The organism is Bradyrhizobium sacchari, from assembly GCF_002068095.1.
Taxonomy (GTDB): Bacteria; Pseudomonadota; Alphaproteobacteria; order Rhizobiales; family Xanthobacteraceae; genus Bradyrhizobium; species Bradyrhizobium sacchari.
This window is the reverse complement of the sequence record NZ_LWIG01000007.1, coordinates 234742-257145: the sequence shown is the minus strand read 5'-3', so window position 1 is coordinate 257145 and position 22404 is coordinate 234742. Positions and strand designations below refer to the sequence as shown.

General features: G+C 64.1%; 20 protein-coding genes. 4 read left to right on the top strand and 16 right to left on the bottom strand.

Going from position 1 to position 22404, the window contains the following annotated elements; all coding sequences use genetic code 11:
- Positions 1 to 11 precede the first annotated feature (11 nt).
- The 7 genes from A5906_RS07610 to A5906_RS07580 form a co-directional block, all read right to left on the bottom strand.
- Positions 12 to 773, bottom strand: a complete 762-nt coding sequence (locus A5906_RS07610) for an SDR family NAD(P)-dependent oxidoreductase (RefSeq protein ID WP_060737208.1) — start codon at positions 771 to 773, stop codon at positions 12 to 14.
- A gap of 25 nt (positions 774 to 798) precedes the next feature.
- Positions 799 to 2682 carry a feruloyl-CoA synthase gene (locus tag A5906_RS07605; protein WP_080134626.1) on the bottom strand — a complete coding sequence of 628 codons (1884 nt, stop codon included), beginning with the start codon at positions 2680 to 2682 and terminating at the stop codon, positions 799 to 801.
- Positions 2679 to 3488: a crotonase/enoyl-CoA hydratase family protein gene (locus A5906_RS07600; protein WP_080134625.1), complete on the bottom strand. Its 810-nt coding sequence runs from the start codon at positions 3486 to 3488 to the stop codon at positions 2679 to 2681. The genes A5906_RS07605 and A5906_RS07600 overlap by 4 nt, the downstream gene beginning before the upstream one ends.
- Before the next feature lie 252 nt (positions 3489 to 3740).
- A complete protein-coding gene (locus A5906_RS07595) occupies positions 3741 to 4199 on the bottom strand; it encodes a DUF3237 domain-containing protein (RefSeq protein ID WP_080134624.1) in 459 nt (152 codons plus the stop codon).
- An 87-nt stretch (positions 4200 to 4286) separates the two neighbouring features.
- Complete coding sequence (locus A5906_RS07590; RefSeq protein WP_080134623.1) at positions 4287 to 5606, bottom strand: TRAP transporter large permease; 1320 nt, start codon at positions 5604 to 5606, stop codon at positions 4287 to 4289.
- Between the two features lie 2 nt (positions 5607 to 5608).
- Positions 5609 to 6118 (bottom strand): TRAP transporter small permease, encoded by a 510-nt coding sequence (locus tag A5906_RS07585; protein ID WP_080134622.1) that lies wholly within the window; start codon positions 6116 to 6118, stop codon positions 5609 to 5611.
- A 247-nt stretch (positions 6119 to 6365) separates the two neighbouring features.
- Positions 6366 to 7382 (bottom strand): TRAP transporter substrate-binding protein, encoded by a 1017-nt coding sequence (locus A5906_RS07580; RefSeq protein WP_080134621.1) that lies wholly within the window; start codon positions 7380 to 7382, stop codon positions 6366 to 6368.
- A 253-nt stretch (positions 7383 to 7635) separates the two neighbouring features.
- On the opposite strand from A5906_RS07580, the gene pobA reads away from it, so the two are divergent.
- A complete protein-coding gene (gene pobA, locus A5906_RS07575; protein WP_080134620.1) occupies positions 7636 to 8805 on the top strand; it encodes a 4-hydroxybenzoate 3-monooxygenase in 1170 nt (389 codons plus the stop codon).
- A gap of 231 nt (positions 8806 to 9036) precedes the next feature.
- Positions 9037 to 9456, top strand: coding sequence for a PaaI family thioesterase (locus tag A5906_RS07570; protein WP_080134619.1), 420 nt, complete (start codon positions 9037 to 9039; stop codon positions 9454 to 9456).
- Between the two features lie 194 nt (positions 9457 to 9650).
- Here the strand turns inward: A5906_RS07570 and A5906_RS07565 are convergent, their stop codons facing one another.
- Entirely contained in the window at positions 9651 to 10535 is an 885-nt protein-coding gene (locus A5906_RS07565) for a LysR family transcriptional regulator (protein WP_080134618.1), read from the bottom strand.
- Positions 10536 to 10656: 121 nt separating this feature from the next.
- On the opposite strand from A5906_RS07565, the gene A5906_RS07560 reads away from it, so the two are divergent.
- Positions 10657 to 11280, top strand: coding sequence for a pyridoxamine 5'-phosphate oxidase family protein (locus A5906_RS07560; protein ID WP_080134617.1), 624 nt, complete (start codon positions 10657 to 10659; stop codon positions 11278 to 11280).
- A gap of 51 nt (positions 11281 to 11331) precedes the next feature.
- On the opposite strand, the gene A5906_RS07555 is transcribed toward A5906_RS07560, so the two are convergent.
- From A5906_RS07555 to A5906_RS07545, 3 genes are read right to left on the bottom strand one after another with little or no spacing between them, the layout of a single operon-like run.
- Positions 11332 to 12063: an ABC transporter ATP-binding protein gene (locus A5906_RS07555; RefSeq protein ID WP_080134616.1), complete on the bottom strand. Its 732-nt coding sequence runs from the start codon at positions 12061 to 12063 to the stop codon at positions 11332 to 11334.
- Positions 12060 to 13829: a branched-chain amino acid ABC transporter ATP-binding protein/permease gene (locus A5906_RS07550; RefSeq protein WP_080134615.1), complete on the bottom strand. Its 1770-nt coding sequence runs from the start codon at positions 13827 to 13829 to the stop codon at positions 12060 to 12062. The genes A5906_RS07555 and A5906_RS07550 overlap by 4 nt, the downstream gene beginning before the upstream one ends.
- 5 nt (positions 13830 to 13834) lie before the next feature.
- Entirely contained in the window at positions 13835 to 14875 is a 1041-nt protein-coding gene (locus tag A5906_RS07545; protein ID WP_080134614.1) for a branched-chain amino acid ABC transporter permease, read from the bottom strand.
- Positions 14876 to 15052: 177 nt separating this feature from the next.
- On the opposite strand from A5906_RS07545, the gene A5906_RS07540 reads away from it, so the two are divergent.
- Positions 15053 to 15574, top strand: coding sequence for a MarR family winged helix-turn-helix transcriptional regulator (locus A5906_RS07540; protein ID WP_080134613.1), 522 nt, complete (start codon positions 15053 to 15055; stop codon positions 15572 to 15574).
- A gap of 248 nt (positions 15575 to 15822) precedes the next feature.
- Here the strand turns inward: A5906_RS07540 and A5906_RS07535 are convergent, their stop codons facing one another.
- From A5906_RS07535 to A5906_RS07515, 5 genes are all read right to left on the bottom strand, one after another.
- Positions 15823 to 17106 carry a glycerate kinase type-2 family protein gene (locus A5906_RS07535; RefSeq protein WP_080135213.1) on the bottom strand — a complete coding sequence of 428 codons (1284 nt, stop codon included), beginning with the start codon at positions 17104 to 17106 and terminating at the stop codon, positions 15823 to 15825.
- Positions 17107 to 17298: 192 nt separating this feature from the next.
- Positions 17299 to 18528, bottom strand: coding sequence for an ABC transporter substrate-binding protein (locus tag A5906_RS07530; RefSeq protein ID WP_080134612.1), 1230 nt, complete (start codon positions 18526 to 18528; stop codon positions 17299 to 17301).
- Positions 18529 to 18766: 238 nt separating this feature from the next.
- Positions 18767 to 19993, bottom strand: a complete 1227-nt coding sequence (locus A5906_RS07525) for an ABC transporter substrate-binding protein (protein ID WP_080134611.1) — start codon at positions 19991 to 19993, stop codon at positions 18767 to 18769.
- A 120-nt stretch (positions 19994 to 20113) separates the two neighbouring features.
- On the bottom strand, positions 20114 to 21343 hold the full coding sequence (locus tag A5906_RS07520; protein WP_080134610.1) for an ABC transporter substrate-binding protein: 1230 nt from the start codon (positions 21341 to 21343) through the stop codon (positions 20114 to 20116).
- 39 nt (positions 21344 to 21382) lie between these two features.
- The gene (locus A5906_RS07515; protein WP_080134609.1) at positions 21383 to 22402 is read right to left on the bottom strand and encodes a branched-chain amino acid ABC transporter permease; all 1020 of its coding nucleotides are present in this window, start codon (positions 22400 to 22402) and stop codon (positions 21383 to 21385) included.
- Between the last annotated feature and the right edge of the window lie 2 nt (positions 22403 to 22404).

The following is a 22404-nucleotide window of genomic DNA, read 5'->3' as shown; positions in this document are numbered from 1 at the left end:
GTTCTACGAAGTTACTTGGGCGCCATGCGCAGCGAGCCGTCGAGGCGGACCACTTCGCCGTTCAGATAGGCGTTCTCGACCATGTGCAGCGCGAGCGCGGCGAACTCGTCGGCCTGGCCGAGCCGGCGCGGGAAGGGGATCGCGGCGGCGAGCGAGTCCTGGGCTTCCTGCGGCAGGTTCGCGAGCAGCGGCGTCAGGAACAGGCCGGGCGCGATGGTCAGCACGCGGACGCCGAACTGCGCGAGCTCGCGCGCGATCGGCAGCGTCATGCCGACGATGCCGCCCTTGGAGGCCGAATAGGCCGACTGGCCGATCTGGCCGTCATAGGCGGCGACGGAGGCGGTGTTGATGATGACGCCGCGCTCGCCGGTCGCCTGCGGCTCGAGCTTGGACATCTCGGTCGCGGCAAGGCGCAGCATGTTGAAGGTGCCGATCAGATTGACCTTGATAACCTTGTCGAAATCGGCGAGCGCCATCGGGCCGTCGCGGCCGACCACGCGTTTTGCAACGCCGATGCCGGCGCAGTTGACCAGCACGCGCGCCGGGCCGTGGGCCTTGGTCGCCTGCGCGATCGCAGCTTCAGCGGAAGCGGCGTCGGAGACATCGCAGGTCACGGCGACGCCCTTGATCTCGGCGGCAACGGTTTCAGCGAGCTTGGCGTTGAGGTCGCACACGGCGACCTTGGCGCCCTGCGCCGCCAGCTTTCGCGCGGTGGCCGCGCCAAGCCCTGATGCGCCGCCGGTGACGATGGCTGCCTGATCCTTCAACAACATGGCGTTCTCCTTTGGCGGTGGTTTCTTAGCCGACCGATATCACACGGTCCGACGGATTGGCAGCGTAGAGCTCGTCGATCAAGGCGGTACGATGCTCCAGCACCGCGCGCTGATTGATCGAGCCCTTGTCGGTGACCTCGCCCTTGTCGATCGAGAGCGGTGTATCCATCAGGATCGCGCGGGTGATCCGCGTCGAGGATCCCGTGGCTTGCCCGAGGAAGCGCGTCAGGCGCTCGCGAAATGCCTCGCGCACCAGGCGGTCGCGCGTGGCGGCGACGAGATCGTCCGCGGGCAGCGTCGGGTTGATCAAGCGGCAACCGTCGAGATCGAGCACGACCAGGGCGGAGATTTCGTCGCGGTTGATGCCGGCGATGACGACGTCGCGCACCAGCGGCGCGCAGGCCGCGGTGAGGCGCGCGCGCAGGGGACCGACGCTGACCCAGGTGCCGCTCGCGAGCTTGAAGTCCTCGCTGACGCGACCGTCGAAATCGAAGCCGGCGTTGAAATCATCGGGATCGGCGGGCTTGAGCGCATCGCCCATCTTGTAGAATCCTTCCTCGTCGAAGGATTTCGCCGTGATGTCCGGTTGGCGCCAGTAGCCGGGCATCACGTTCGGCCCCTTGGCGCGGACCTCCAGCTTGCCGTTGTTCGGCACCAGTTTTGCGTCGTTGCCGGAGACGGGCAGACCGACATGACCCGAACGGCTGGTGCGCGGATTGACCGACATGAAGAACGGCGCGGTCTCGGTCGCGCCAAGGCCGGTCAGCATCGGCACGCGATAGCCCTTCTCCTTCACCGCGAGCTCGTCGAGGCTGTTCCAGACGAACGGCGACAGCGCCGCGCCGGAGAAGAACATCGCATGCAGCCGGTCGAAGAACTTTGCGCGCAAACCCTGGTCGTCGCGCAAATAGGGCAGCAGCGATTCATAGCCCTTGGGCACGTTGAAATAGACCGTCGGCGAAATCTCCTGGAGATTGCGCACGGTCTCCTCGATGCCTCCAGGCACCGGCTTGCCGGCGTCCAGATACATCGAGCCGCCATTGTACAGCGTCAGGCCGATATTGTGGTTGCCACCGAAGGTGTGGTTCCACGGCAGCCAGTCGATGATAACGGGCGGCTCGTCCTTGAGGAAGGCGAGCGTCTCGCGCAGCATCACCTGGTTCGCGCAGATCATGCGCTGGGTGTTGATGACGGCCTTGGGATTGCCGGTCGAGCCCGACGTCAGCAGGAATTTCGCAATCGTGTCGGGGCCGATCTTGCCGTGCACTGCGTCGAGATCGCCGCGGATCGGCGTCGCCATGAGATCGGCGAGCAGGGTGACGTCGCGGCCCGGCACGGTGCCCCAGGATGCCGCGATCTCGGTGCCGAGCGAGACGTTGGCGGCAAGCGCGTCGGCGAACTTGTCGGCGTCCTCGGCGAAGACGAGACCCGGCGTCAGCAGCTTCATGAGATACGACAGCTTGCCGTAATCCTTGGACACCAGCGAATAGGCCGGTGACACCGGGCAGAACGGAACGCCGGCATAGAACGCGCCGAACGCCAGCAGCGCGTGGTCGATCGAGTTTCCGGAGAGAATCACGACCGGCCGCTCCGCCGACAGGCCGCGCGCGATCAGGCTCGATGCAATGTGCCGGCTCGCGGTGAGCAACTCGGCATAGGTGATCTTGCGCCAGCCGTGGCCGCCCTCGCGTTCGGCCATGAAGACGCGATCCGGCGTCGTCGTCGCCCAATGATGCAGGCGGTCGGTGATGCGGACCGGATAGTCGCCGAGCGGTTGCCTGGGCCTGAGGTAAATCGTGCCGTCGTCGCGGCGCTCGACATTGACGGCGGGATCGCCGAACGAAATGGGACGCAGCGGGGAAGTGCTCGCGCCGCGCTCCATGCTGGAAGAGGACGGCTGCGCGCTCATGATTTCGGCTTCACCTTGGCGGTCTTGTGCTCGAGGAATTCGCGGATCCTGCGCTTGGCTTCCTTGTCGCTCTGCGCGACGGTCGCCATGAGCGATTCCATCAAGAGACCCGTTTGGGGATTGGCTTCCGCGATCATCGGCAGCGCCTGGAGCACGGCGAAATTCGTCAGCGGCGCGTTGGAGGCGATCTTGGTCGCAAGCTCCAGCGCCTTGCCAAGCCCGTTGCCGGCCTCCGTGACATATTGGGCGAAGCCGTAGGAGGCGCCTTCGGTCGCGCTGTAGACGCGCCCCGTCAGCATCATGTCCATCATCCTGGCAACGCCGATCAGCCGCGGCAGCCGCACCGAGCCGCCGCCGCCGACGAAGATGCCGCGCTGCCCTTCCGGCAGCGCGAAATAGGTCGAGGGCTCCGCGACGCGGATATGCGCCGCGCACGCAAGCTCCAGCCCGCCGCCGATCACCGCGCCCCTGAGCGCCGCGATCACGGGCACCCGGCTGTACTGGATGCGGTCGAACACCCGGTGCCACATCTGGGAATGCAGAAGGCCGCCAGTGGCGTCGTGCTCGGTCAGCTCGGACAGGTCGAGGCCTGAGGAGAAATGGTCGCCGATGCCGTGGATGACAACCGCGCCGATATCCTCGGGCAGGGAGGCAAAACACTCGCCGATTTCCAGGATGATGCCATCGTTCAGCGCATTGCGCTTGGCCGGCCGGTTCAGACCCACGGTCAGAACCCGGTCCGCCCTCTCGATCCGGAGCAGCCCGGAGGCACCCGCGTCAGCGGTATCGGCGTTTCCCTGTGTCATTTGCGTCCTTATCAGAATAGTTATGTTGTATAACGAATTTCGGGCGAGTCAAGGTGGTGGGCGGGGCCAATATATGGCCATTGGGCGGGTTGCCGGGCGTCCAACTGATGGAGCGGCGGGCGGAAAAATGGGTTGTGGACGCAACTGCAGCCACATTCTCCGTCATTGCGAGCGCAGCGAAGCAATCCAGAATCTTGCTCGGGAGGGCCCCCGGATTGCTTCGCTACGCTCGCAATGACGAGGCGGCGTTCCTCACACCACCTGATGCACGTCGATCACGACGCGGTCCGCGTGGCGCGCGGCTGAGCCGACGAAAATGTGCTGCATCAGCCAGCGATACGTTTCGTGCCCGGTTTCGAATTTCGGCACGGTCCGGAAATAGATCAGCTTCGGATCGACCGGCTCGCCACGCTTGAGCTTTTGCAGGAGCTCGACGGGTCCGAAGCGCATGCCCTTGTTCTCGATATAGACGACGGCGCCGTCGTCGGTCTCGAAGGCGTATTTGGCTTCGAGGTCGATCAGCTCGTTGGGACGGATCGTCTGGAAGTCGGCGCCGAAGGGGAGCACCTTGCCGGTGATCGCGCCTGTCACCTCGCCGCCGATGATCGGGATGATGCGGCGAACGCCGATGCCGGTTTCGCCGGCGGTGATGACGTCGCCGATCCGTGCGGTGATGGTGAAGACGTATTTGGTCTCGAGCGTCGGGGTCATCGCTTCACCTCATTGTCGATATAGCGCCGCCGCGAGCCACCCTCTCTCACAAGAGGGGAAGACAGCTCGTCGCTCTATCACGCACGCCTAATGCGCCATCATTCGTGTCGGCAGCCAAGTCGCCAGCAGCGGGAACGCGATCAAGATCACGAGCCGCACCAGATCCGTCGCCACGAACGGGATCACGCCCTTGAAGATGGTGGAGAACGACACGTCCTTCACCACGCTCTTGATGACGAAGACGTTCATGCCGACCGGCGGATGGATCAGGCCGAGCTCGACCGTCATGACGATGATGACGCCGAACCAGATCGGGTCGAAGCCGAGATGCATGATGACGGGGAAGATGATCGGCACGGTGAGGATGATCATCGCCATGGCGTCCATCAGGCAGCCGAGCACGAGATACATCACCATGATCAGGGCCAGCACGCCGTAGGGTCCTAGGCCGAGGCCAGTCAGAAATTCCGTCACCTTCTGCGGCGTCTGCGTCACCGTCAGGAAATAGCCGAAGATCAAGGCGCCGATCAGCACGGTGAACACCGCGGCCGCGGTGCGCGTCGCCTGCAGCAACGAGGCCAGCACCTTCTCGCGGTCGAGCCGTCCGGTGACCATGCCGATGATGAAGGCGCCGGTGGCGCCGACGCCGCCGGCCTCCGTCGGCGTGAAGCGCGGCAGGAAGGGCAGGCCGTAGAGGCCGCCGATCACGAATACGAACAGCAGCACCGGCGCCCAGATGTCCTTCAGGCCGGCAAAGCGCTCGCGCCACGGTAGCACCTTGCCCTTGGGCAGGAAGTCGGGCCGGAAGTATCCGATCAGGAAGATCGTGATCATGTACATGGTCATCGCCAAAAGGCCCGGGATGATGCCGGCGATGAAGAGCTTGCCGATGTCCTGCTCGGTGATGATGCCGTAGACCGCGAGCACGGTGGAGGGCGGCAGCATCGCGCCCAGCGTCCCGCCCGCCGCGATCACGCCGGTGGCGAACGATTGCGGATAGCCGAAGCGGCGCATCTCTGGGTAAGCGACCGCGGAGAAGGTCGCGGCGGTCGCGACCGAGGAGCCGCAGATCGCGGCAAAGCCGCCGCAGGCGCCGACGGTGGCGATGCCGAGTCCGCCGCGTAAGTGTCCGACAAAACCGTTGGCGGCGCGGAACAGCTCGCGGCTCATGCCGGAATTGGAAACGAACGAGCCCATCAGCAGGAACATCGGGATGACGCCGAACGTGTAGTCGGTGACCGTCCGCATCGAGGTCTGGCCGACCAGCTTCAGCGCCGGCGTGGCGCCGACCAGATAGGAGAAGCCGGAGACGCCGACGAGGCCCATGGCCATGCCGACCGGCACGCGCAGCAGCATCAGGACGAAGAGGGAAACGAAGCCGATAACGGCGACGGCATCGGTGCTCATGGTTACTCCGTCGCCTTCAGCTTGGGGTCGTGCATCTCTTCGGGATGGAAGATCAATCGGTAGGTGCGGATCGCGATCAGCAGCACGGCGGAAACGTCGCCGATCCAGGCGATCGCGAAGAACGGCCAGGTCGGCATGTGCATGTCGAAGGTCTGGACGTTGTCATTGTAGGTGCCGCGCACCTTGTCGAACAATGTCCAGGTCTGCACGGTGACGACGAACAGCAGCACCAGCGTTGCGAACACGTCGATCCAGCGCTGATAGCGCGGGCTGACATTGCCCCAGACCAGGTCGACCGTGATGTGGGTGCCGCGATAGGAGGTCGCCGCGATGCCCCAGAAGATCAGGATGCCGAGCAGCATGCGGCCGATGTCGAAACTGTCGGGGATCGAATAGTTCAGCGTATTGCGCAGCAGCACCGACAGGAAGATGTCGAGTGCGACGATGCCGACGAAGCCGGCCGCGATCCATTCGATCGTGTCGATAAAGCGATCCATCCAGGCGCGCTTCATGGGAGTGTCCTGTGTGATGTCATTCTCGCTCGACTCCAGCCGCGGTCCTTCGCCTCTCCCCGCGCTTGTCCGCCGAAGCCTTGGCGAAGGCGGATGCGGGAGAGGCCGGAATGCGCGCGGAACGCGCGAATTCCGGGTGAGGGGGACTCTCCGCGAGTCCATCTGTCAGCAACGTTGCGGACGCAGCCCCTCACCCCAACCCTCTCCCCGTAAGAACGGGGAGAGGGGGAGAGAGCCTGCCATCGCGCTACTCCGCCAGCGCGTTGTACTTCTTCAGCGACACCTTCAGCTCGCTAAGCGCCGCATCGGGATCGGCGCCCGCCTTCTTGGCGCCCTCGCCCCAGGACTTGACCAATGGCTCAGACGCCTTCTTCCAGGCGGCGGTCTGCTCGGGCGTCAGCTTGTAGACTTCGTGGCCCGATTCCGCCTTTATCTTGTCGATGCCGGCATCCTCGAACTTGCCCCAATGCTCGCCGACCACGCCCGCCATCTCGACCGTGCAGTTCTTGTCGATCGCGGCCTTCTGCTTGTCGGACATCGCATTGTACTTGTCCTTGTTGATCACGAACACGAAGGTCGTGGTGTAGAGCGGCGCCTCCATGTCGTACTTGGTCACCTTGTCGATGCCGAACAGCACGAGGGAGCCCCAGGGGAAGGTGACGCCGTCGGCGACGCCGCGCTCGATGATGTCGCGCACTTCCGGCGCCGAGGACTGCACGTTGGTGCCGCCGAGCGAGGTCACGAAGTTCGCCATGGTGGCATGCGCGGGGCGGATCTTCAGGCCCTTCACGTCCTCCGGCATCGCGATCTTCTTGGTCTTGGAGTGAAAGGAAGAGGGCGAGTGGACGAAGGCGAGGCAGTATTTGACGTCCTTCATCTCCTTCTCGGCATATTTGCGGTACCAGGCATCGAGCCCCATCGAGCCGCCCTTGGCATCCGAGATCAGGAACGGCAATTCGCCGGCGCCGATGATCGGGAAGCGGCCGGGCTGGTAGCCGGGATTGACGTAGGTGACGTCGGCGATGCCGTCGCGCGCCATGTCGTAATGATCGAACGCCTTGCCGAGCTGCTGGGCAGGGAACACCTTGCCCGTGATGGTGCCGCCGGAATCCCTGTTCACCGCGGCCACCCAGTCTTCCAGGGACTTCTGCAGCGGGTGCGATGCCGGCACCCAGTGCGAGACCTTCAAGTCGAAGGTCTTGTCCTGCGCCAGCGCAGGGCTCACGCTTGCTGCCAGCAGCAAAGCCAGACAGGCCTTTCTCATCACGCGTCTCTCCCTCTCTTCAAAGCCAGGCTTCGTTGGCCCGGGCTCTTTATTTAACATGTTATATAATTGGTCGGCACGTTCAAGCCGGAACTGGCGTGACATCTACGTCAGCCATGTTGCATGGATTTGTCGCTGCCCGGGGCGACCATCACTCCCTATTGTCCAACAATTATATGATATAATTATCGTCTGCGGATCAACGCGACAAGCGCGTCTCCGCCGCACCCTACAGAATCGCGAGGAGAAGGTATTGCGGACAAAAGTCGCAATCATCGGGGCAGGGCCGGCTGGTTTGTTGCTCGGGCAACTGCTGCATCGATACGGTATCGACAATGTCATCCTGGAACGGCAGAGCCCTGATTATGTGCTCGGTCGCATCCGCGCCGGCCTCCTGGAGGAGGGAACCGTCGCGTTGCTCGACCAGGTCGGCGCCGGCAGGCGGGCGCATGCAGAAGGCCTGGTGCATGAAGGCATCGAGCTTGCTTTTTCCGGCAGCCGGCACCGCATCGACATGAAGGGGGCGACCGGCAAGACGGTGATGATCTACGGCCAGACCGAGGTCACGCTCGACCTGATGAATGCGCGCAAGGCCGCGGGCCTCAACTCGGTTTACGAGGCCCGGGATGTGCAGCCGCATGATTTCGACGGCAGTCACCCGCGCGTAACCTACGTGAAAGACGGTGTCACCCACACGCTCGATTGCGACTTCATCGCCGGCTGCGACGGATTCCACGGCGTCAGCCGCGCCAGCGTTCCGGCCTCGGCGATCGAGGAGTTCGAGCGGATCTATCCGTTCGGCTGGCTCGGTATTCTCTCGGAGACGCCACCGGTCAGTCACGAGCTGATCTACTCCAACCACGCGCGCGGCTTTGCGCTCTGCACCATGCGTTCGATGAAGCGCAGCCGGTATTACGTGCAGTGCTCGCTCGACGATCAGGTCGACCAGTGGCCGGACGATCGTTTCTGGGACGAGCTGAAAAGTCGGCTCGACCAGGAGGCGGCCGATAGCCTGATCACGGGGCCCTCGATCGAGAAGAGCATCGCGCCCTTGCGCAGCTTCGTCGCCGAGCCGATGCGCTTCGGCAAAATGTTTCTGTGCGGCGATGCCGCCCACATCGTGCCGCCGACCGGCGCCAAGGGACTCAATCTCGCCGCCAGCGACGCGCACTATCTGTCGAGCGCGCTCCGCGAATTCTACGACGAGAAGTCGAACGCCGGCATCGATGCTTACTCCACCAAGGCGCTGGCCCGGGTCTGGAAAGCCGTGCGCTTCTCGTGGTGGATGACCTCGATGCTGCACAAATTCCCCGACACCGGCACCATCGGCGCCCGCATCCAGCTCGCCGAGCTCGACTACGTCACGCAGTCCCAGGCCGCGATGACGTCGCTGTCGGAGAACTACGTGGGGCTGCCGTTCTAGAGCGGCACCGCCATTCAGGACGGTGTCTCCAAATCGTCATTGCGAGCGCAGCGAAGCAATCCAGAAACTCTCCGCGGGTCGATTCTGGATTGCCTTGTCTCAAGGGCTCCCCGCAATGACGGCGGAGGCCGTTTCAAACACCCGCGCAAATCCCGTTTAAAACTTTGTAGGCGGTGAAACCGTCATCCACATCGCGTTCAATGGCGGCAGCCACACACACGCGAGACAGCCATGACCTTCATCGATATCCCGGCCGGATTCGAGCCGCTCTTTCGCAAGAGCCCTCTCACCGAGCCGTGGGAGCCGCTTTACGCGAAGAAGACCGACAAGGCCCTCATCATCGGCCTCCGGCTGGCGAGGCCGCATACCAACGGCCGCGGCCTGATCCATGGCGGCCTCATCGCCGCGCTCGCCGACAACGCCATGGGTTATAGTTGCGCGCAGGCGACGGGCTGGACCACGTCGTTCGTGACGGTCTCGCTCTCGGTCGATTTCGTCGGCTCCGCGGAGATCGGCCAGTGGTGTTCGATCGAGAGCGAGGTGATCAAGACCGGCAAGACGATCTGTTTCGCGCAGAGTCTGATCAAGGCCGACGACGCCGTGATCGCGCGCGCCAGCGGCACGTTCCGCGTGGTGCCGAAGAAGGGGTAGATTCGTGAGGTGGGCCGCGATGTCGCCCCTTGCTCCGTCATTGCGAGCGTAGCGAAGCAATCCAGACTGCCACTGCGGAAAGATTCTGGATTGCTTCGCTACGCTCGCAATGACGATGCGGAGATGGCGGTGCGGCACACTGCGCTCTCGTGCCCCGGACGCAGTGCTGCGCACCGCATCCGAAACACAGGCACTCACCCGAACCGCCACTCCGCGGTCTCCACCACCAGGTCGATGAACGCGCGCACCTTGGCCGAGAGCAGGCGCGAGGTCGGGTAGACGATATGGATCGGCAGCGCGGGCTGCTGGTATTTCGCCAGCACGATTTTCAGCCGCCCGTGCTTCAACCCCTCGGCGGCCTGATAGGCCAGCACCCGCGTTACGCCGCCGCCGGCCTCGGCATATTGCAGCGCCGCGTCCGCGCTGTTGCTGGTGAAGCGCGGGGTCGGCGTCACCTCGATGTCGCGGCCGTCCTGCACGAAGTGCCAGTCGGCCGAGGGCCCGAACTGGATGGTCTGGTGTTCGCGTAGCGCCTCCGGCGACTTCGGCTCGCCATGCCGCTTGAGATAGCCGGGTGCGGCCACCACGATCCGCCGCATCTCGCCGACCTGGCGCGCCACCAACGAGGAATCGGCGAGATGGCCGATCCGCACTGCGACGTCAACGGCATCTTCCACGAGATTGACGAGCTGGTCCGACAGCCTGAGCTCGGCGGCGACCTCGGGATAGCGCTTGAGATAGGCGGTCATGACCGGTCCGACGTGCAGCCGGCCGAAGCCGACCGGCGCCGAGACCACGAGGCGCCCGCTTGGCCGGTTGCGCTCCTCGCGCGCGGAGCCGTCGGCCTCCTCGACATCGGCGAGAATGCGCCGCGCGCGCTCCAGGTAGCGCGTGCCGACATCGGTCAATCTCACCTGCCGCGTGGTCCGTTGCAGCAGCCGGGCGCCGAGATGCTCCTCCAGCGCCGCGATCATCCGCGTCACCACCGAGGGCGACAGCTTGAGCTTGCGCGCCGCCGGCGCGAAGCCGCGCAGGTCGGCGACGGTGACGAAGACGTGCATGGCTTCCAGCCGGTCCATGACATTATTGCATATAGTGCAATGATGAAGTGTCAAGGCGATCAATTGTTCTAGATCCAGAAAGGTCCACATTAACGGCCGAAAGACGCAGCGATGCGCCGGAATCTCAGGAGACGTTCCGATGACTGCCGTACATACCTATGCCAGCGACGTTGCCTTTTCGCCGGCTGTGAAATCGATCCAGACCCGAAAGGGATCGCGCGAGGGGTATGCCCATGCCGAGCAGCGGGGATGGCGCACCGAGGTCGACGAGAACCTCGCGGCGTTCCTGGCTGACGCCAACAGCTTCTACTTTGCGACGGCTTCGGCCGATGGGCAGCCCTACATCCAGCATCGCGGTGGCCCAAAGGGGTTCTTGAAGGTGCTGGACAAGCAGACGCTCGCCTTCACCGACTATTCCGGCAACCGGCAATACATCACCCAGGGCAACCTGTCGGAGAACCCCAAGGCCTACATCTTCGTGATGGACTACGCCCACCGCCGACGGGTGAAGATCTGGGGCGAAGCCCGTGTCGTCGAGGACGACGAGACGCTGACGACGTCGCTGATGCCGAAGGGCTACCGCGCCCGGCCGGAGCAGGTGATCCTGTTCAAGATCGCAGCCTGGGACACCAACTGCCCGCAGCACATTCCGCAGAAGTTCGATGCCCCGGATGTCGCAGCCGCGCTGGCGGCACGCGATCAGCGTATCGCGGAGCTGGAGGCGGAAGTCGCGGCGCTGAAGGAGGAGAAGGCGGCGGGGTGAGCGGCGCTCTTTGCCTCTCCCCTTGAAAACGGGGAGAGGCAGAGGAGAGACTTAGATCACACTCGCGCCTTCGTGCTGGAAGCCGAGATAGCTCGCCGCCACCCGCTCGTTCGCGGCGATGTCGCTGGCCTTGCCGCTCAGCACGAACTCGCCGAGCTCCATCACATAGGCCTGGTCGGCGATCTTCAGCGCGGCCTGCGCGTTCTGCTCGACCAGCAGCACCGACACACCGGCTGCGCGCAGCTCGGTGACAATGCGGAAGATGTCGGCGACGATGATCGGGGCGAGGCCGAGGCTCGGCTCGTCCAGCATCAGGAGCTTCGGCTCGCCCATCAGCGCGCGGCCCATCGCGAGCATCTGCTGCTCGCCGCCGGACAAGGTGCCGGCGAGCTGCTTGCGGCGCTCCTTGAGCCGCGGAAACAGCGTATAGATGCGCTCGATCGAGGACTTCGCCCGGCTCCGTTCGATGCGGAAGGCCCCGAGCTCGAGATTGTCCTCGACATTCATGGTCACGAACAATTCGCGATGCTCGGGCACGAGGCCGAGCCCCATCGCAACGCGGTCCTCGATGTCGAGCCGCGCGAGATCCTGGCCGGCAAAGGCAACGCGGCCCTTCAGCGGCAGGATGCCCATGATGGCGGAGAGGAGCGTGGTCTTGCCGGCGCCGTTGGCGCCGACGATGGTGACGATCTGGTTGGCGCCGACCTCGAGCGAGACCGAACGCACGGCCTCGACCTTGCCATAGGCGACGTGGGCATCGGTGACGGACAACAGCGCGCTCATGCCGCCACTCCGAGATAGGCCTTGATCACTTCGGGATTGGTCTTGATCGTGGCGGGCGTGCCTTCCGCGATCTTGGTGCCGAAATCGAGCACGACGATGCGATCGGCGAGGTTCATCACGAAGCCCATGTCGTGCTCCACCAGCAGCACGCTCATGCCGCCGTCGCGCAAGTCCCGCAGCAGCGTTGCGAGCCGCTGCTTCTCCATGTGGCGCAGGCCCGCGGCCGGCTCGTCGAGCAGCAGCAGCATCGGGTCGACGCACAGCGCGCGGGCGATCTCGACGATGCGCTGCTGGCCGAGCGAGAGCGAACCTGCGAGCTGGTGCATCTGCTCGGCGAGGCCGACGCGCTCGATCTGGCGGGCGGCTTCGGAGAGCAGTTTTGCCTCGTCGGCGCGATCGAGCCGCAGCATCGAGGAAACGGGTCCGGAATGGCCGCGCAGATGCGCGCCGATCGCGACATTCTCAAGCACGGTCATGTCGGGCACCAGCTTGACGTGCTGGAAGGTCCTGCTGATGCCGAGCTTGACGATCTCCTGCGGCGGCGCCTTGTCGACCTTTCTGCCGAGCACCGAGATCGAGCCTGATGTGGCCGACAGCACGCCGGTGATCAGGTTGAAGGTGGTGCTCTTGCCGGCGCCGTTCGGTCCGATCAGCGCGACGATCTCCTTGGCCTGGACCTCGAAGGAGACGTTGTTGACCGCGACCACGCCGCCGAATTGTTTTCGCGCCTTTTCGACCTGGAGCAGGACACCGGACTGGCCGGTGGCGCGTGCACGCGATTCCAGCTTCAGCGAGGTGTCCGGCTTCTTGCCACTCGTGCGCTCGGGCAGGAAGGACATCAGCCAGGGCCACAGGCCGCCGGGGGCGAGTTGCAGCAGCGCCACCAGCATGATGCCGAATACAATGGTCTCGACCTGGCCGGAACCGGGCAGGATCAGCGGCAGATAGCTTTGCAGCACCTCTTTGAGCACCACGACGATGGCCGCGCCCAGCACGCCGCCCCAGACATAGCCGGCGCCGCCGACCACCGCGATGAAGAGATATTCGATGCCGGCCTGCGCGCCGAACGGCGTCGGGTTCACCGCACGCTGCAGATGCGCGTAGAGCCACCCCGAAAGGCCGGCCAGCACGGCGGCATGGATGAACACCAAGAGCTTGGCCCGCGGCGTGTGCACGCCGAACGCTTCGGCCGCGACATGGCCGCGCCGCAGCGCGCGGATGGCGCGGCCGGTGCGGGAATCCAGCAGGTTCATCGTCAGCAGCGCCGAGAGGATCACGGCGACCCAGATCGCGTAGTAGATCGAGCCGGGCGAGAGCATCTTGAACGCGCCGATCGACAGCGGCGGGATTGCCGAGATGCCGTCGTTTCTCCCGAGGAACTCCAGCTTGCTGAAGAGGTAGAACAGCCCTAGCCCCCAGGCGAGCGTGCCGAGCGGCAGATAGTGGCCCGACAGGCGGACCGTGATCAGCCCGAGCAGCACCGCCAGCGATCCGCTGACCAAGAGCGACAGCGGCAGCGTCAGCCAGGGCGACAGGCCATAGGATGTCGACAGCACGGCGGTGGTGTACGCGCCGAACCCGACGAAGGCCGCCTGCCCGAACGAGGTCAGGCCGCCGACGCCGGTCAGCAGCACGAGGCCCATGGCGACGAGAGCCGCAAGGCCGATATTGTCGAGCAGCACGATCCAGAACGGCGGCATGCCCGGAACGAACGGAATCGCAGCCATCAGAAGTGCGAAGACGATGATGGGAAGCCGGCTCTGCATGCGCGTCAGTCCTTCTCTTCCTCGACCGCGGGGGCTGCGAGCGAACGCAGCAGCAGCACGGGGATCAGCAGCATGAAGACGATCACTTCCTTGTAGTTGGAGGCGTAGAAGGACGAGAACGCCTCGACGATGCCGACGACCAGCGCGGCGACGGCGGTGAGGGGGTAGCTGACGAGCCCGCCGATGATCGCGGCGACGAAGCCTTTCAGCCCGATCAGGAAGCCCGAGTCATAGTAGAGCGTCGTGATCGGCACGATCATGATTCCCGACAGCGCGCCGATGACCGAGGCCAGCAGGAAGGCGATCTGCCCTGACAGCGTGGTGCGGATGCCGGCGAGCCGCGCGCCCAGCCGGTTCACGGCGGTCGCGCGCAGCGCCTTGCCGTAGAGGGTCAGGCCGAAGAACAGCCAGAGCCCGACGATGAAGGCGATGGTGATGGCGTAGACGGTGATGCTCTGGCCGGTGAAGCGCAGTGCGCCGGCGGTGAAGGCGCCGGACAGTACCGCAGGCCCGCGCTGGCCCTCGGCGCCGAAGAACAACAGGCCGAGGCCTTGCAGCGCCAGGTGAACGCCGACCGATGCGATCAGCAGCACCAGCACGGAGGTGTGCGCCAGCGGCTGGAACGCGATGCGGTAGAGATAGAGGCCGATCATCGCCACGATCACCAGCGACAGCGCGATGCAGACCGCCACCGGCGGCTTCTGCGCGGCGAAGTAAATCGTCAGCGCCAGCACGATCGCCGGCAGCACGATGTTGGTGATGAGGCTGCGGACGACCAGCCGCCCATGCAGCGCCTTGCGGGCCACGAACAGGTCGAACGCGAAGGCGCCGATGCCGAGCGCGAGCGCCAGCTTCGCCGTGCCCGGCATCTGGCCGGCGGCCAGCGAGGCGTAGGTCAGCGCGCCGTAGGTGACGAATTCGCCCTGGGGAATGAGGATGACGCGGGTGACGGCGAACACCAGCACCAGCGCGAGGCCGAGCAGCGCGTAGATTGCGCCATTGGTGATGCCGTCCTGCACCAGGAACAGCATGATAGTGGTGTTCAAGACCGGACGCTCCCCCTCAAGATTGGGGACCGGCCTCCGCAATTGCGGTGGATGGTCCCCTCACAGCCATTGAAATACGCTGACGATATTTGGTATGGTCCATAACAATTATCAAATATAACTTCAAGGGCGGGGAACGACCCGTCCTGAATTTAGCGGGATTACGAGCACGAGGCGATGACCGTTTCCAAAACCGCTGAAAAGTCCTCCGAAAAGCCTGCCGACGCGGCCAAGGGCCGTAAGGATACGGGAGAGCCGCAGGCTGAAGCCCTGCAGCTCGGCGAGCTGTCCGAGCAGCTCGGCTACGTCCTGAAACGGGCACAGCTCAAGGTGTTCGAGAACTTTTTGCGCTGCATGGCCTCGCTCCAGCTGACGCCGGCGCAGTTCTCGGTGCTGTTGCTGGTCGAGAAGAACCCGGGCCGTAACCAGACCGAGATCGCCTCCACGCTCGGCATCCTCAGGCCGAACTTCGTGGCCATGCTCGACAATCTGGAGAGCCGCGACCTTTGCGCACGGATCCGCTCCACCAACGACCGCCGCTCCCACATCCTGGTCCTGACCGACAAGGGCAAGGCCGTGCTGGCGCGGGCCAAGAAGCTCGTCGCCACCAAGCACGAGGCGCGGCTGAACGATCTGCTCGGCCCGGCCAACCGCGAGTCCCTGATCGAGATGCTCTCGAAGATCGCGAACGAGTTTTGACTCTTACCCTTCCAGGCAGGGGAATCGCATTTGAGACCGGTTCGTGCCGCCATCCTTCGAGACGCCCGCTTTAGGCGGGCTCCTCAGGATGAGGACGAAATGTGCGGCAGCAGTCTCAACGGGCAAGGTGCTGCTTAGCCTCATCCTGAGGAGACCGCGAAGCGGTCGTCTCGAAGGACGAGGCGTGCGGTCAGACGTTGCCGAAAGTCCGATGCAACGGCCCTACCCTCCAGGAGGGGGTAAGCGCCTCAATCCACCAAAATCACCCTGATGTCATTCACGTTCGTCAGCGTGGGGCCGGGCTGCAGCAAATCGCCGGTGGCCTCGAAGAACGTCGTCGCGTCGTTGTTGTCGAGATAGGCTTGCGGCTGCAGGCCTTTCGCCTTCATCTTCGCGAAGGTCGCCGCGTCGATCAGCGCGCCGGCGGGGTCGGTCGGGTGGCCGGCGCCGCCGTCGGCGCCGTCGGTGTCGCCGGCGAGCGCAGAGATATCAGGCGTATCCTGCAACAGCTCCGCGAGCGCCAGCGCGTATTCCTGGTTGGGGCCGCCGCGCCCGTTGCCGCGCACGGTCACCGTGAGCTCGCCGCCCGAGAGGATCGCGATACGCTTGCCTTGCGCGCGCGCCTCGAGCGCAAGCTTCGCATGACTGGCCGCGACCTCGCGCGCCTCGCCTTCAAGATCGGCGCCGAGATCGATGGTCTCGTAGCCCGCTTCCTTGGCGAGTTTCACTGCGGCATCGAGCGACTGCTTCGGCCGCGCGATCAGCTCGAAATGCGCGCGCGCAAAGGTGGCGTCACCAGGCTTGCAGCTTTCGTTTGCGGGATCGTCGAGCGCGCGGCGCACGGCATCGTCGATGTCGAGCTTGTACTTCGCCACGATCGCGCGCGCGTCGGCGAGCGTGGTCGGATCGGGCACGGTGGGGCCGGAGGCGATGGCGGAAGGGTCGTCGTGCGGCACGTCGGAGATCGCGAGCGTGACGATCTCGGCGGCGTTCCTGCCGGCGCGCGCGAGCCGCCCGCCCTTGATGCGCGAGAGGTGTTTCCTGACGGTGTTCATCTCGCCGATCGGCGCGCCCGAGCGCAGCAGCGCCTTGTTGACCGCCTGCTTCTGGGCAAAGCTGATGCCGTTGCTGGGTGCGATCCAGTTCGCCGAGCCGCCGCCGGTGAGCAGTACCAGCAGGAGATCGTCAGGGCCGGCTTCGCCTGCCAGCGTCAGCGTGTCGGCGGCGCCCTTGAGGCCGGCTTCGTCGGGTACGGGATGACCGGCCTCGACCACGCGGATGCGGCGCGTCGGCAGGCCATAGCCGTGGCGCGTGGTGGCGATGCCGACCAGCCGCTCCGGCGCGAGTTGCAACGTATCGAGATAGTGCCGCTCGGCGGCCGCGGCCATCGCGCCCGCGCCCTTGCCGGCGGCGAGGCAGATCACGCGCCCTTTGGGCGCGGGCCGCAAGTGTGGCGCCAGAATCGTATTTGGATGGGCTGCGGCAACGGCGGCGTCGTAGAGCGCGCGGAGCAGGGGACGTCGATCGGTCATGACGAAGGCCTTCGGCGGACGGAACAAGCTTGCGGCGAATGCGCCGGGTCACATGCCTAGCGCATCGGACGCGAAAGCGTAAGCAGGCTTTACCATCATTCGATTGTGCAATCGCGTGATCATAATCGGCGTGCAAGCAAAAGCCCCCCGCGATCGTCTCGCAGGGGGCCCGTGTCGTCGTGCGGGAAGCGATTAGCCGCCGACGTCGGCGCTGATGACGTCGCCGAACAGTTCCCAGCGCTCGCCCTTGAACTTCTCGAGCCGGAGTTGGCTGATCGGCGCGAAGTCGTTCGGCCCTGTGTTGATCTGGATGCCCGGCAGCAGCGCCTCGGTGCGGAAGTCCTTCAGGCTGGCCGCCTGCTTCATGACGTTCTCGCGGGTGAGATTGTCACCGCATTGCTTCAGCACCTGAACCAGCGTCTGCGCCACAGCGTAGCCGACGATGGTGCCCTTATCGAGCTTGTCGCCTTCGGGGAAGTATTTGGTCATGAAGGCGAGAAATTCCTTCATGCCGGGATCGTTGTTCCACTCCGGGTCCGACACGTCCTTGAGATAGTCGGCGGAGATGATGTCCTGGCCGTTCTCGAAGCCGGCGGGCTTCATCACGCTACCGACGGAGGCTGAGACGTTGTTGAGGAAGTGCAGCGGCTTCCAGCCGATCTCGGCATTCTTCTTGATCGCCTGCGCGGCAAATTTCGGCGTCGTGATGTTCATGAACACGTCGGCGCCGGTCGACTTCAGCTTGACGATGTGGTTGTCGATGGTCGGCTCGGAGGTCTCATAGCTCTCCTCGATCACGATCATCGAGGCGGCCTTGGCGCCGAGGCCGTCCTTCAGGCCCTTCAGATAGTCCTTGCCGTAATCGTCGTTCTGATAGAGCACCGCGATCTTGGCGTCCGGCTTGTTCTTCAGGAGCCACTTCGCATAGATCTGCGTCTCGCTCTGGTAGTTGGGCTGCCAGCCCATCGTCCAGGGAAAGTTCTGCGGATCGTTCCACTTGGTGGCGCCGGTGGCGACGAACAGCTGCGGCACCTTCTTCGAGTTCATGTATTTCTGGATCGCCGAGTTTGGCGGCGTGCCCAGCGAATTGAAAATGAACAGCACCTCGTCGCTCTCGACCAGCTTGCGCGCCTGTTCCACGGTCTTGGGCGGCGAATAAGCGTCGTCATAGCTGATGAAGTTGATCTTGCGGCCGTTGATGCCGCCCTCTTCGTTGATCTTCTTGAAATAGGCGGCTTCGGTCCGCCCGATGATGCCGTAGGCGGAAGCCGGTCCGCTGTAGGGCATGATGTTGCCGATCTTGATCTCGGTGTCGGTCGCGCCGGTATCGTACTTCTTCTGGGCCGATGCAGTGGAGGCCGAGGCCGCGATGAGCGCAAGCGCCAGTGACGCGGCCGCGAGTTTGCCGGTGACAGCGGGCATTCCTATCTCCCTATTTTCTTGGTGTGTGTGCGTCCCTTTTCTTGTGTTGCTTGTTCTTGGCGACGCCGCAGCAATTCAATACGATTTGACTGGGGCCTTCAACATAAAGCCCCTGCGACGGCATCGCGGGGGCTGCTCCTTTAGTAGTCAACGACGGCTCAAGGCCGTGTGCGCTGCAAGAAGATGTAACCGTCTTGAGTTGTCTTGATATCTTCCGTCAATTTCGAATTGCTGAAGCTCAGTGGCTCACCTCGCTCGAGATGACGTCGCCGAACAGCTCCCATTTCTTGCCCTTGAAGCGCATCATCTGGAGCTGCTCGATCGGGGCGAAATTGTCGGGTCCGGTGTTGATCTTGATGCCGGGCAGCAGCGTGTCGGGCTCGAAATCCCTGATGCTGGCGGCCTGCTTCATGACGTTCTCGCGGGTGAGATCGTCGCCGCACATCTGCAGCACCTTCACCATGGTCTGGGCTGCGGCATAGCCGAACACCACGCCGGCATCGAGCTTGTTGGCCTTGGGCGCGTACTGCGCGAGGAAATTGTAGAACTTCTTCATGCCGTCGTCGGCGTTCCATTGCGGGTCGGAGCCGTCCTTGGTGTAGGTGGCCGAAAGGATGCCCTGTGAGATCTCGATGCCCGCCGGCTCCAATACGCCGCCGACCGAGGCCGAGACGTTTGAGATGATGTGCATCGGATGCCAGTTGATCTCCGCCGCCTTCTTGATCGCTTGCGCGGCAAATTTCGGCGTGGTGATGCTGATGAAGACGTCGGCGCCCGAGGCCTTCAATTTCACGACGTGCTCGTCGATCGCGGGCTCGGAGGTGTCGTAGCTGTCCTCCAGTACGATCATCGAGGCCTTGGGTCCGAAACCCTCCTTCAGTCCCTTCAGATAATCCTTGCCGAAATCGTCGTTCTGGTAGAGCACGCCAATCTTCGCGTCCGGCCTCTCCTTCATGATGTATTTGGCGTAGATACGGGCCTCGCTCGCGTAGCTCGGCTGCCAGCCCATGGTCCAGGGATATTGCTTCGGGTCGTTCCACTTCGAGGCGCCGCTCGCCACGAACAATTGCGGCACCTTCTTCTCGTTCATGTATTTGCGGATCGCGCCATTGGTGGAGGTGCCGAGCGAGCCGAAGATCAAGAGCACCCCGTCGCTCTCGACCAGCTTGCGCGCCTGCTCCACCGTCTTCGGCGGCGAATAGCCGTCGTCGTAGGAGATGAATTTGATCTTGCGGCCGCCGATCCCGCCCTCGGCATTGATCTTGTTGAAATAGGCTTCCTCGGTCCTGCCGATCGCGGCATAGGCGGAGGCCGGCCCGCTATAGGGCATGATGTTGCCTATTCTGATCTCGGTATCGGATGCGCCGCTGTCGTATTTCTTCTGCGCCTGTGCGGGGCTGCCCATCGCAGTGCACAACGCGAATGCGGCCAGGACGGCCACAGCCTGAAATCGAACGGCGGTCATCTTTCTCCTACCCCGGCTGGATCGGCGCCGCATTGAACAAGATTGAGGGGCGGCGTCAACAAAAAGCCCCCGCGAGCGATCGCGGGGGCTTTCCGAGGCTTGGACTATGACATCAGCGTGTCACTCGGAGGCGACGTCGCCGCTGATGATCTCGCCGAACAGTTCCCACTTCTCGCCCTTGAAGCGCTGCATCTGGAGCTGCGCGATCGGGGCGAAGTCGGTGGCGCTGGTGTTGAGCTTGACGCCGGGCAGCATGGTGTCCGGTGCAAAGTCCTTCAGGCTCGCGGCCTGCTTCATCAGGTTGGCGCGGGTGAGATCGTCGCCGCACATTTCCAGCACCTTGGCCAGCGTCGAGGCCGCGCCATAACCGTAGACCATGCCGGTATCGGTCTTGTCGGCGCCAGGCATGTACTTGTCGACGAACTCGTTCCACTTCTTCATGCCGGGGTCGTTGTTCCACTGCGGGTCGGTGGAGTCCTTGGCATAGGCCGCCGACAGCACGTCCTGCGAGGCCTCGAAGCCGGCCGGCTTCATCACGCTGCCGACCGAGATCGAGACGTTGGTCAGGATCTGGAGCGGCTTCCAGGTGAGCTCGGCGGTCTTCTTGATGGTCTGCGCCGCGAATTTCGGCGTCGCGTAGATCAGCAGCACGTCGGGATTGGCGGCCTTGATCTTGACGATATGGCCGTCGATCGACGGCTCGGAGACCTCATAGCTCTCTTCCATGATGATCATGGAGGAGGCCTTGGCGCCGAGGCCGTCCTTGGTGCCCTTGAGGTAGTCTTTGCCGAAATCGTCGTTCTGGTACAGGATCGCGATCTTGGCGTTCGGCTTCTCCTTCATCAGCCATTTCGCGTAGATCTGCGCTTCGCTCTGGTAGGAGGGCTGCCAGCCCATGGTCCAGGGGAAGTTCTTCGGATCGTTCCACTTGGTGGCGCCGGTGGCGACGAACAGCTGCGGGATCTTCTTGGCGTTCAGGTATTTCTGAATCGCGGTATTCGAGGGCGTGCCGAGCGGGTTGAACACGGCCAGCACCTCGTCGCTCTCGACCAGCTTGCGGACCTGCTCGACCGCCTTCGGCGGCGAATAGGCGTCGTCATAGGTGATGAAGTTGACCTTGCGGCCGTTGATGCCGCCCTTGTCGTTGATCATCCTGAAATAGGCCTCTTCGGTCTTGCCGATGATGCCATAGGCCGACGCCGGACCGCTGTACGGCATGATGTTGCCGATCTTGATCTCGGTATCGGAAGCGCCGGTGTCGTACTTCTTCTGAGCGAGTGCTGCGCCGGAGGCGAGGGTCGCGACCGCCGTCGTGAGCGCGGCGGTTCGCAGTATTCTTCCGAAAAGCAATTGGGTCTCCTTGGTTAAACGACAGTCTGATGAAGGCTTTCAGCTCTTTCGGAGTTTGCCGGCGAGCTGCTGGCCGAGGATCGCGACCTGCCTTGCGCCGTGCGGCACGAGGTAGATGACGAGGAACAGGAGCACGCCGAACACCGCGCCGGAGAGGCCCTTGGAGATTCCCTCGGCGATGTTCGGCACGAAGATGATGAAGGCCGCGCCGACGATCGAGCCGGGCAGCCAGCCGACGCCGCCGACCACCATGCCGAGGAACAGCGAGATGGCGAGCGTGATGGTGTAGCTGTCGGGCGCGACGAATTGCACCGCGATGGCGCCGAGGGAGCCGGCGATGCCGGTGATCGCCGCCGACACGCCGAAGGCCAGCGTCTTGTAGAGCGCGACGTCGACCCCCATGGCGGAGGCCGCGATCTCGTTGTCGCGGATCGCCATGAAGGCGCGCCCCGAACGGGAGCGCAGCAGGTTCACCGCGAAGATGTAGATCGCGATCGTCACGGCGAGCGTGAAATAGTAGAGCCACATGTCCTGCGACATCGGCAGGCCGAACGGCGCGTCGGGCTTGGTGACGACGAGGCCCTGCACGCCGCCGGTCCAGTGCTCGAGGAAATTCAGCTTCAGAAGCTGCGGCATCGCGGTCGCGAGCGCGAAGGTCGCGAGCGCCAGATAGACGCCGGAGAGCCGCAGCGCCGGCTGCCCGAACAGGAAGCCGAAGCCGAAACAGACCACGCCGGCAATCGGCAGGGTCAGCGCGTAGTTGACGTTGAAGTGCTCCATCAGCACCGCGGTCGTGTAGGCGCCGACCGCGTAGAACGCGCTCTGGCCGAGCGAAAACTGGCCGCTTCCGCCGGTCAGGATGTTGAGCGCCAGCACCGCGAGCCCGTAGATCAGGAGCATCGTCATCTGGAAGATGATGAAGTTCTTGACGAAGACGGGCGCGATCACGAGCGCGGCGAGCACCACCAGCGAGGTGCCGGTGCCCAGCGTCATGGCGCGCTTCGGAACGGCCTCGACCGCCTGGTGGCCCTCTGCAACGACTTCTTCTGCAGCGCTCATGA

Bases quoted from the DNA above. Each gene is read 5' to 3' on its own strand.
- A5906_RS07530 (WP_080134612.1), bottom strand. From the start codon at position 18,528: ATGCCCGCTGTCACCGGCAAACTCGCGGCCGCGTCACTGGCGCTTGCG.
- A5906_RS07525 (WP_080134611.1), bottom strand. From the start codon at position 19,993: ATGACCGCCGTTCGATTTCAGGCTGTGGCCGTCCTGGCCGCATTCGCG.
- A5906_RS07555 (WP_080134616.1), bottom strand. From the start codon at position 12,063: ATGAGCGCGCTGTTGTCCGTCACCGATGCCCACGTCGCCTATGGCAAG.
- A5906_RS07550 (WP_080134615.1), bottom strand. From the start codon at position 13,829: ATGCAGAGCCGGCTTCCCATCATCGTCTTCGCACTTCTGATGGCTGCG.
- A5906_RS07540 (WP_080134613.1), top strand. From the start codon at position 15,053: ATGACCGTTTCCAAAACCGCTGAAAAGTCCTCCGAAAAGCCTGCCGAC.
- A5906_RS07580 (WP_080134621.1), bottom strand. From the start codon at position 7,382: ATGAGAAAGGCCTGTCTGGCTTTGCTGCTGGCAGCAAGCGTGAGCCCT.
- A5906_RS07570 (WP_080134619.1), top strand. From the start codon at position 9,037: ATGACCTTCATCGATATCCCGGCCGGATTCGAGCCGCTCTTTCGCAAG.
- A5906_RS07610 (WP_060737208.1), bottom strand. From the start codon at position 773: ATGTTGTTGAAGGATCAGGCAGCCATCGTCACCGGCGGCGCATCAGGG.
- A5906_RS07590 (WP_080134623.1), bottom strand. From the start codon at position 5,606: ATGAGCACCGATGCCGTCGCCGTTATCGGCTTCGTTTCCCTCTTCGTC.
- A5906_RS07605 (WP_080134626.1), bottom strand. From the start codon at position 2,682: ATGAGCGCGCAGCCGTCCTCTTCCAGCATGGAGCGCGGCGCGAGCACT.
- A5906_RS07535 (WP_080135213.1), bottom strand. From the start codon at position 17,106: ATGACCGATCGACGTCCCCTGCTCCGCGCGCTCTACGACGCCGCCGTT.
- A5906_RS07595 (WP_080134624.1), bottom strand. From the start codon at position 4,199: ATGACCCCGACGCTCGAGACCAAATACGTCTTCACCATCACCGCACGG.
- A5906_RS07515 (WP_080134609.1), bottom strand. From the start codon at position 22,402: ATGAGCGCTGCAGAAGAAGTCGTTGCAGAGGGCCACCAGGCGGTCGAG.
- A5906_RS07600 (WP_080134625.1), bottom strand. From the start codon at position 3,488: ATGACACAGGGAAACGCCGATACCGCTGACGCGGGTGCCTCCGGGCTG.
- A5906_RS07585 (WP_080134622.1), bottom strand. From the start codon at position 6,118: ATGAAGCGCGCCTGGATGGATCGCTTTATCGACACGATCGAATGGATC.
- A5906_RS07565 (WP_080134618.1), bottom strand. From the start codon at position 10,535: ATGGACCGGCTGGAAGCCATGCACGTCTTCGTCACCGTCGCCGACCTG.
- A5906_RS07560 (WP_080134617.1), top strand. From the start codon at position 10,657: ATGACTGCCGTACATACCTATGCCAGCGACGTTGCCTTTTCGCCGGCT.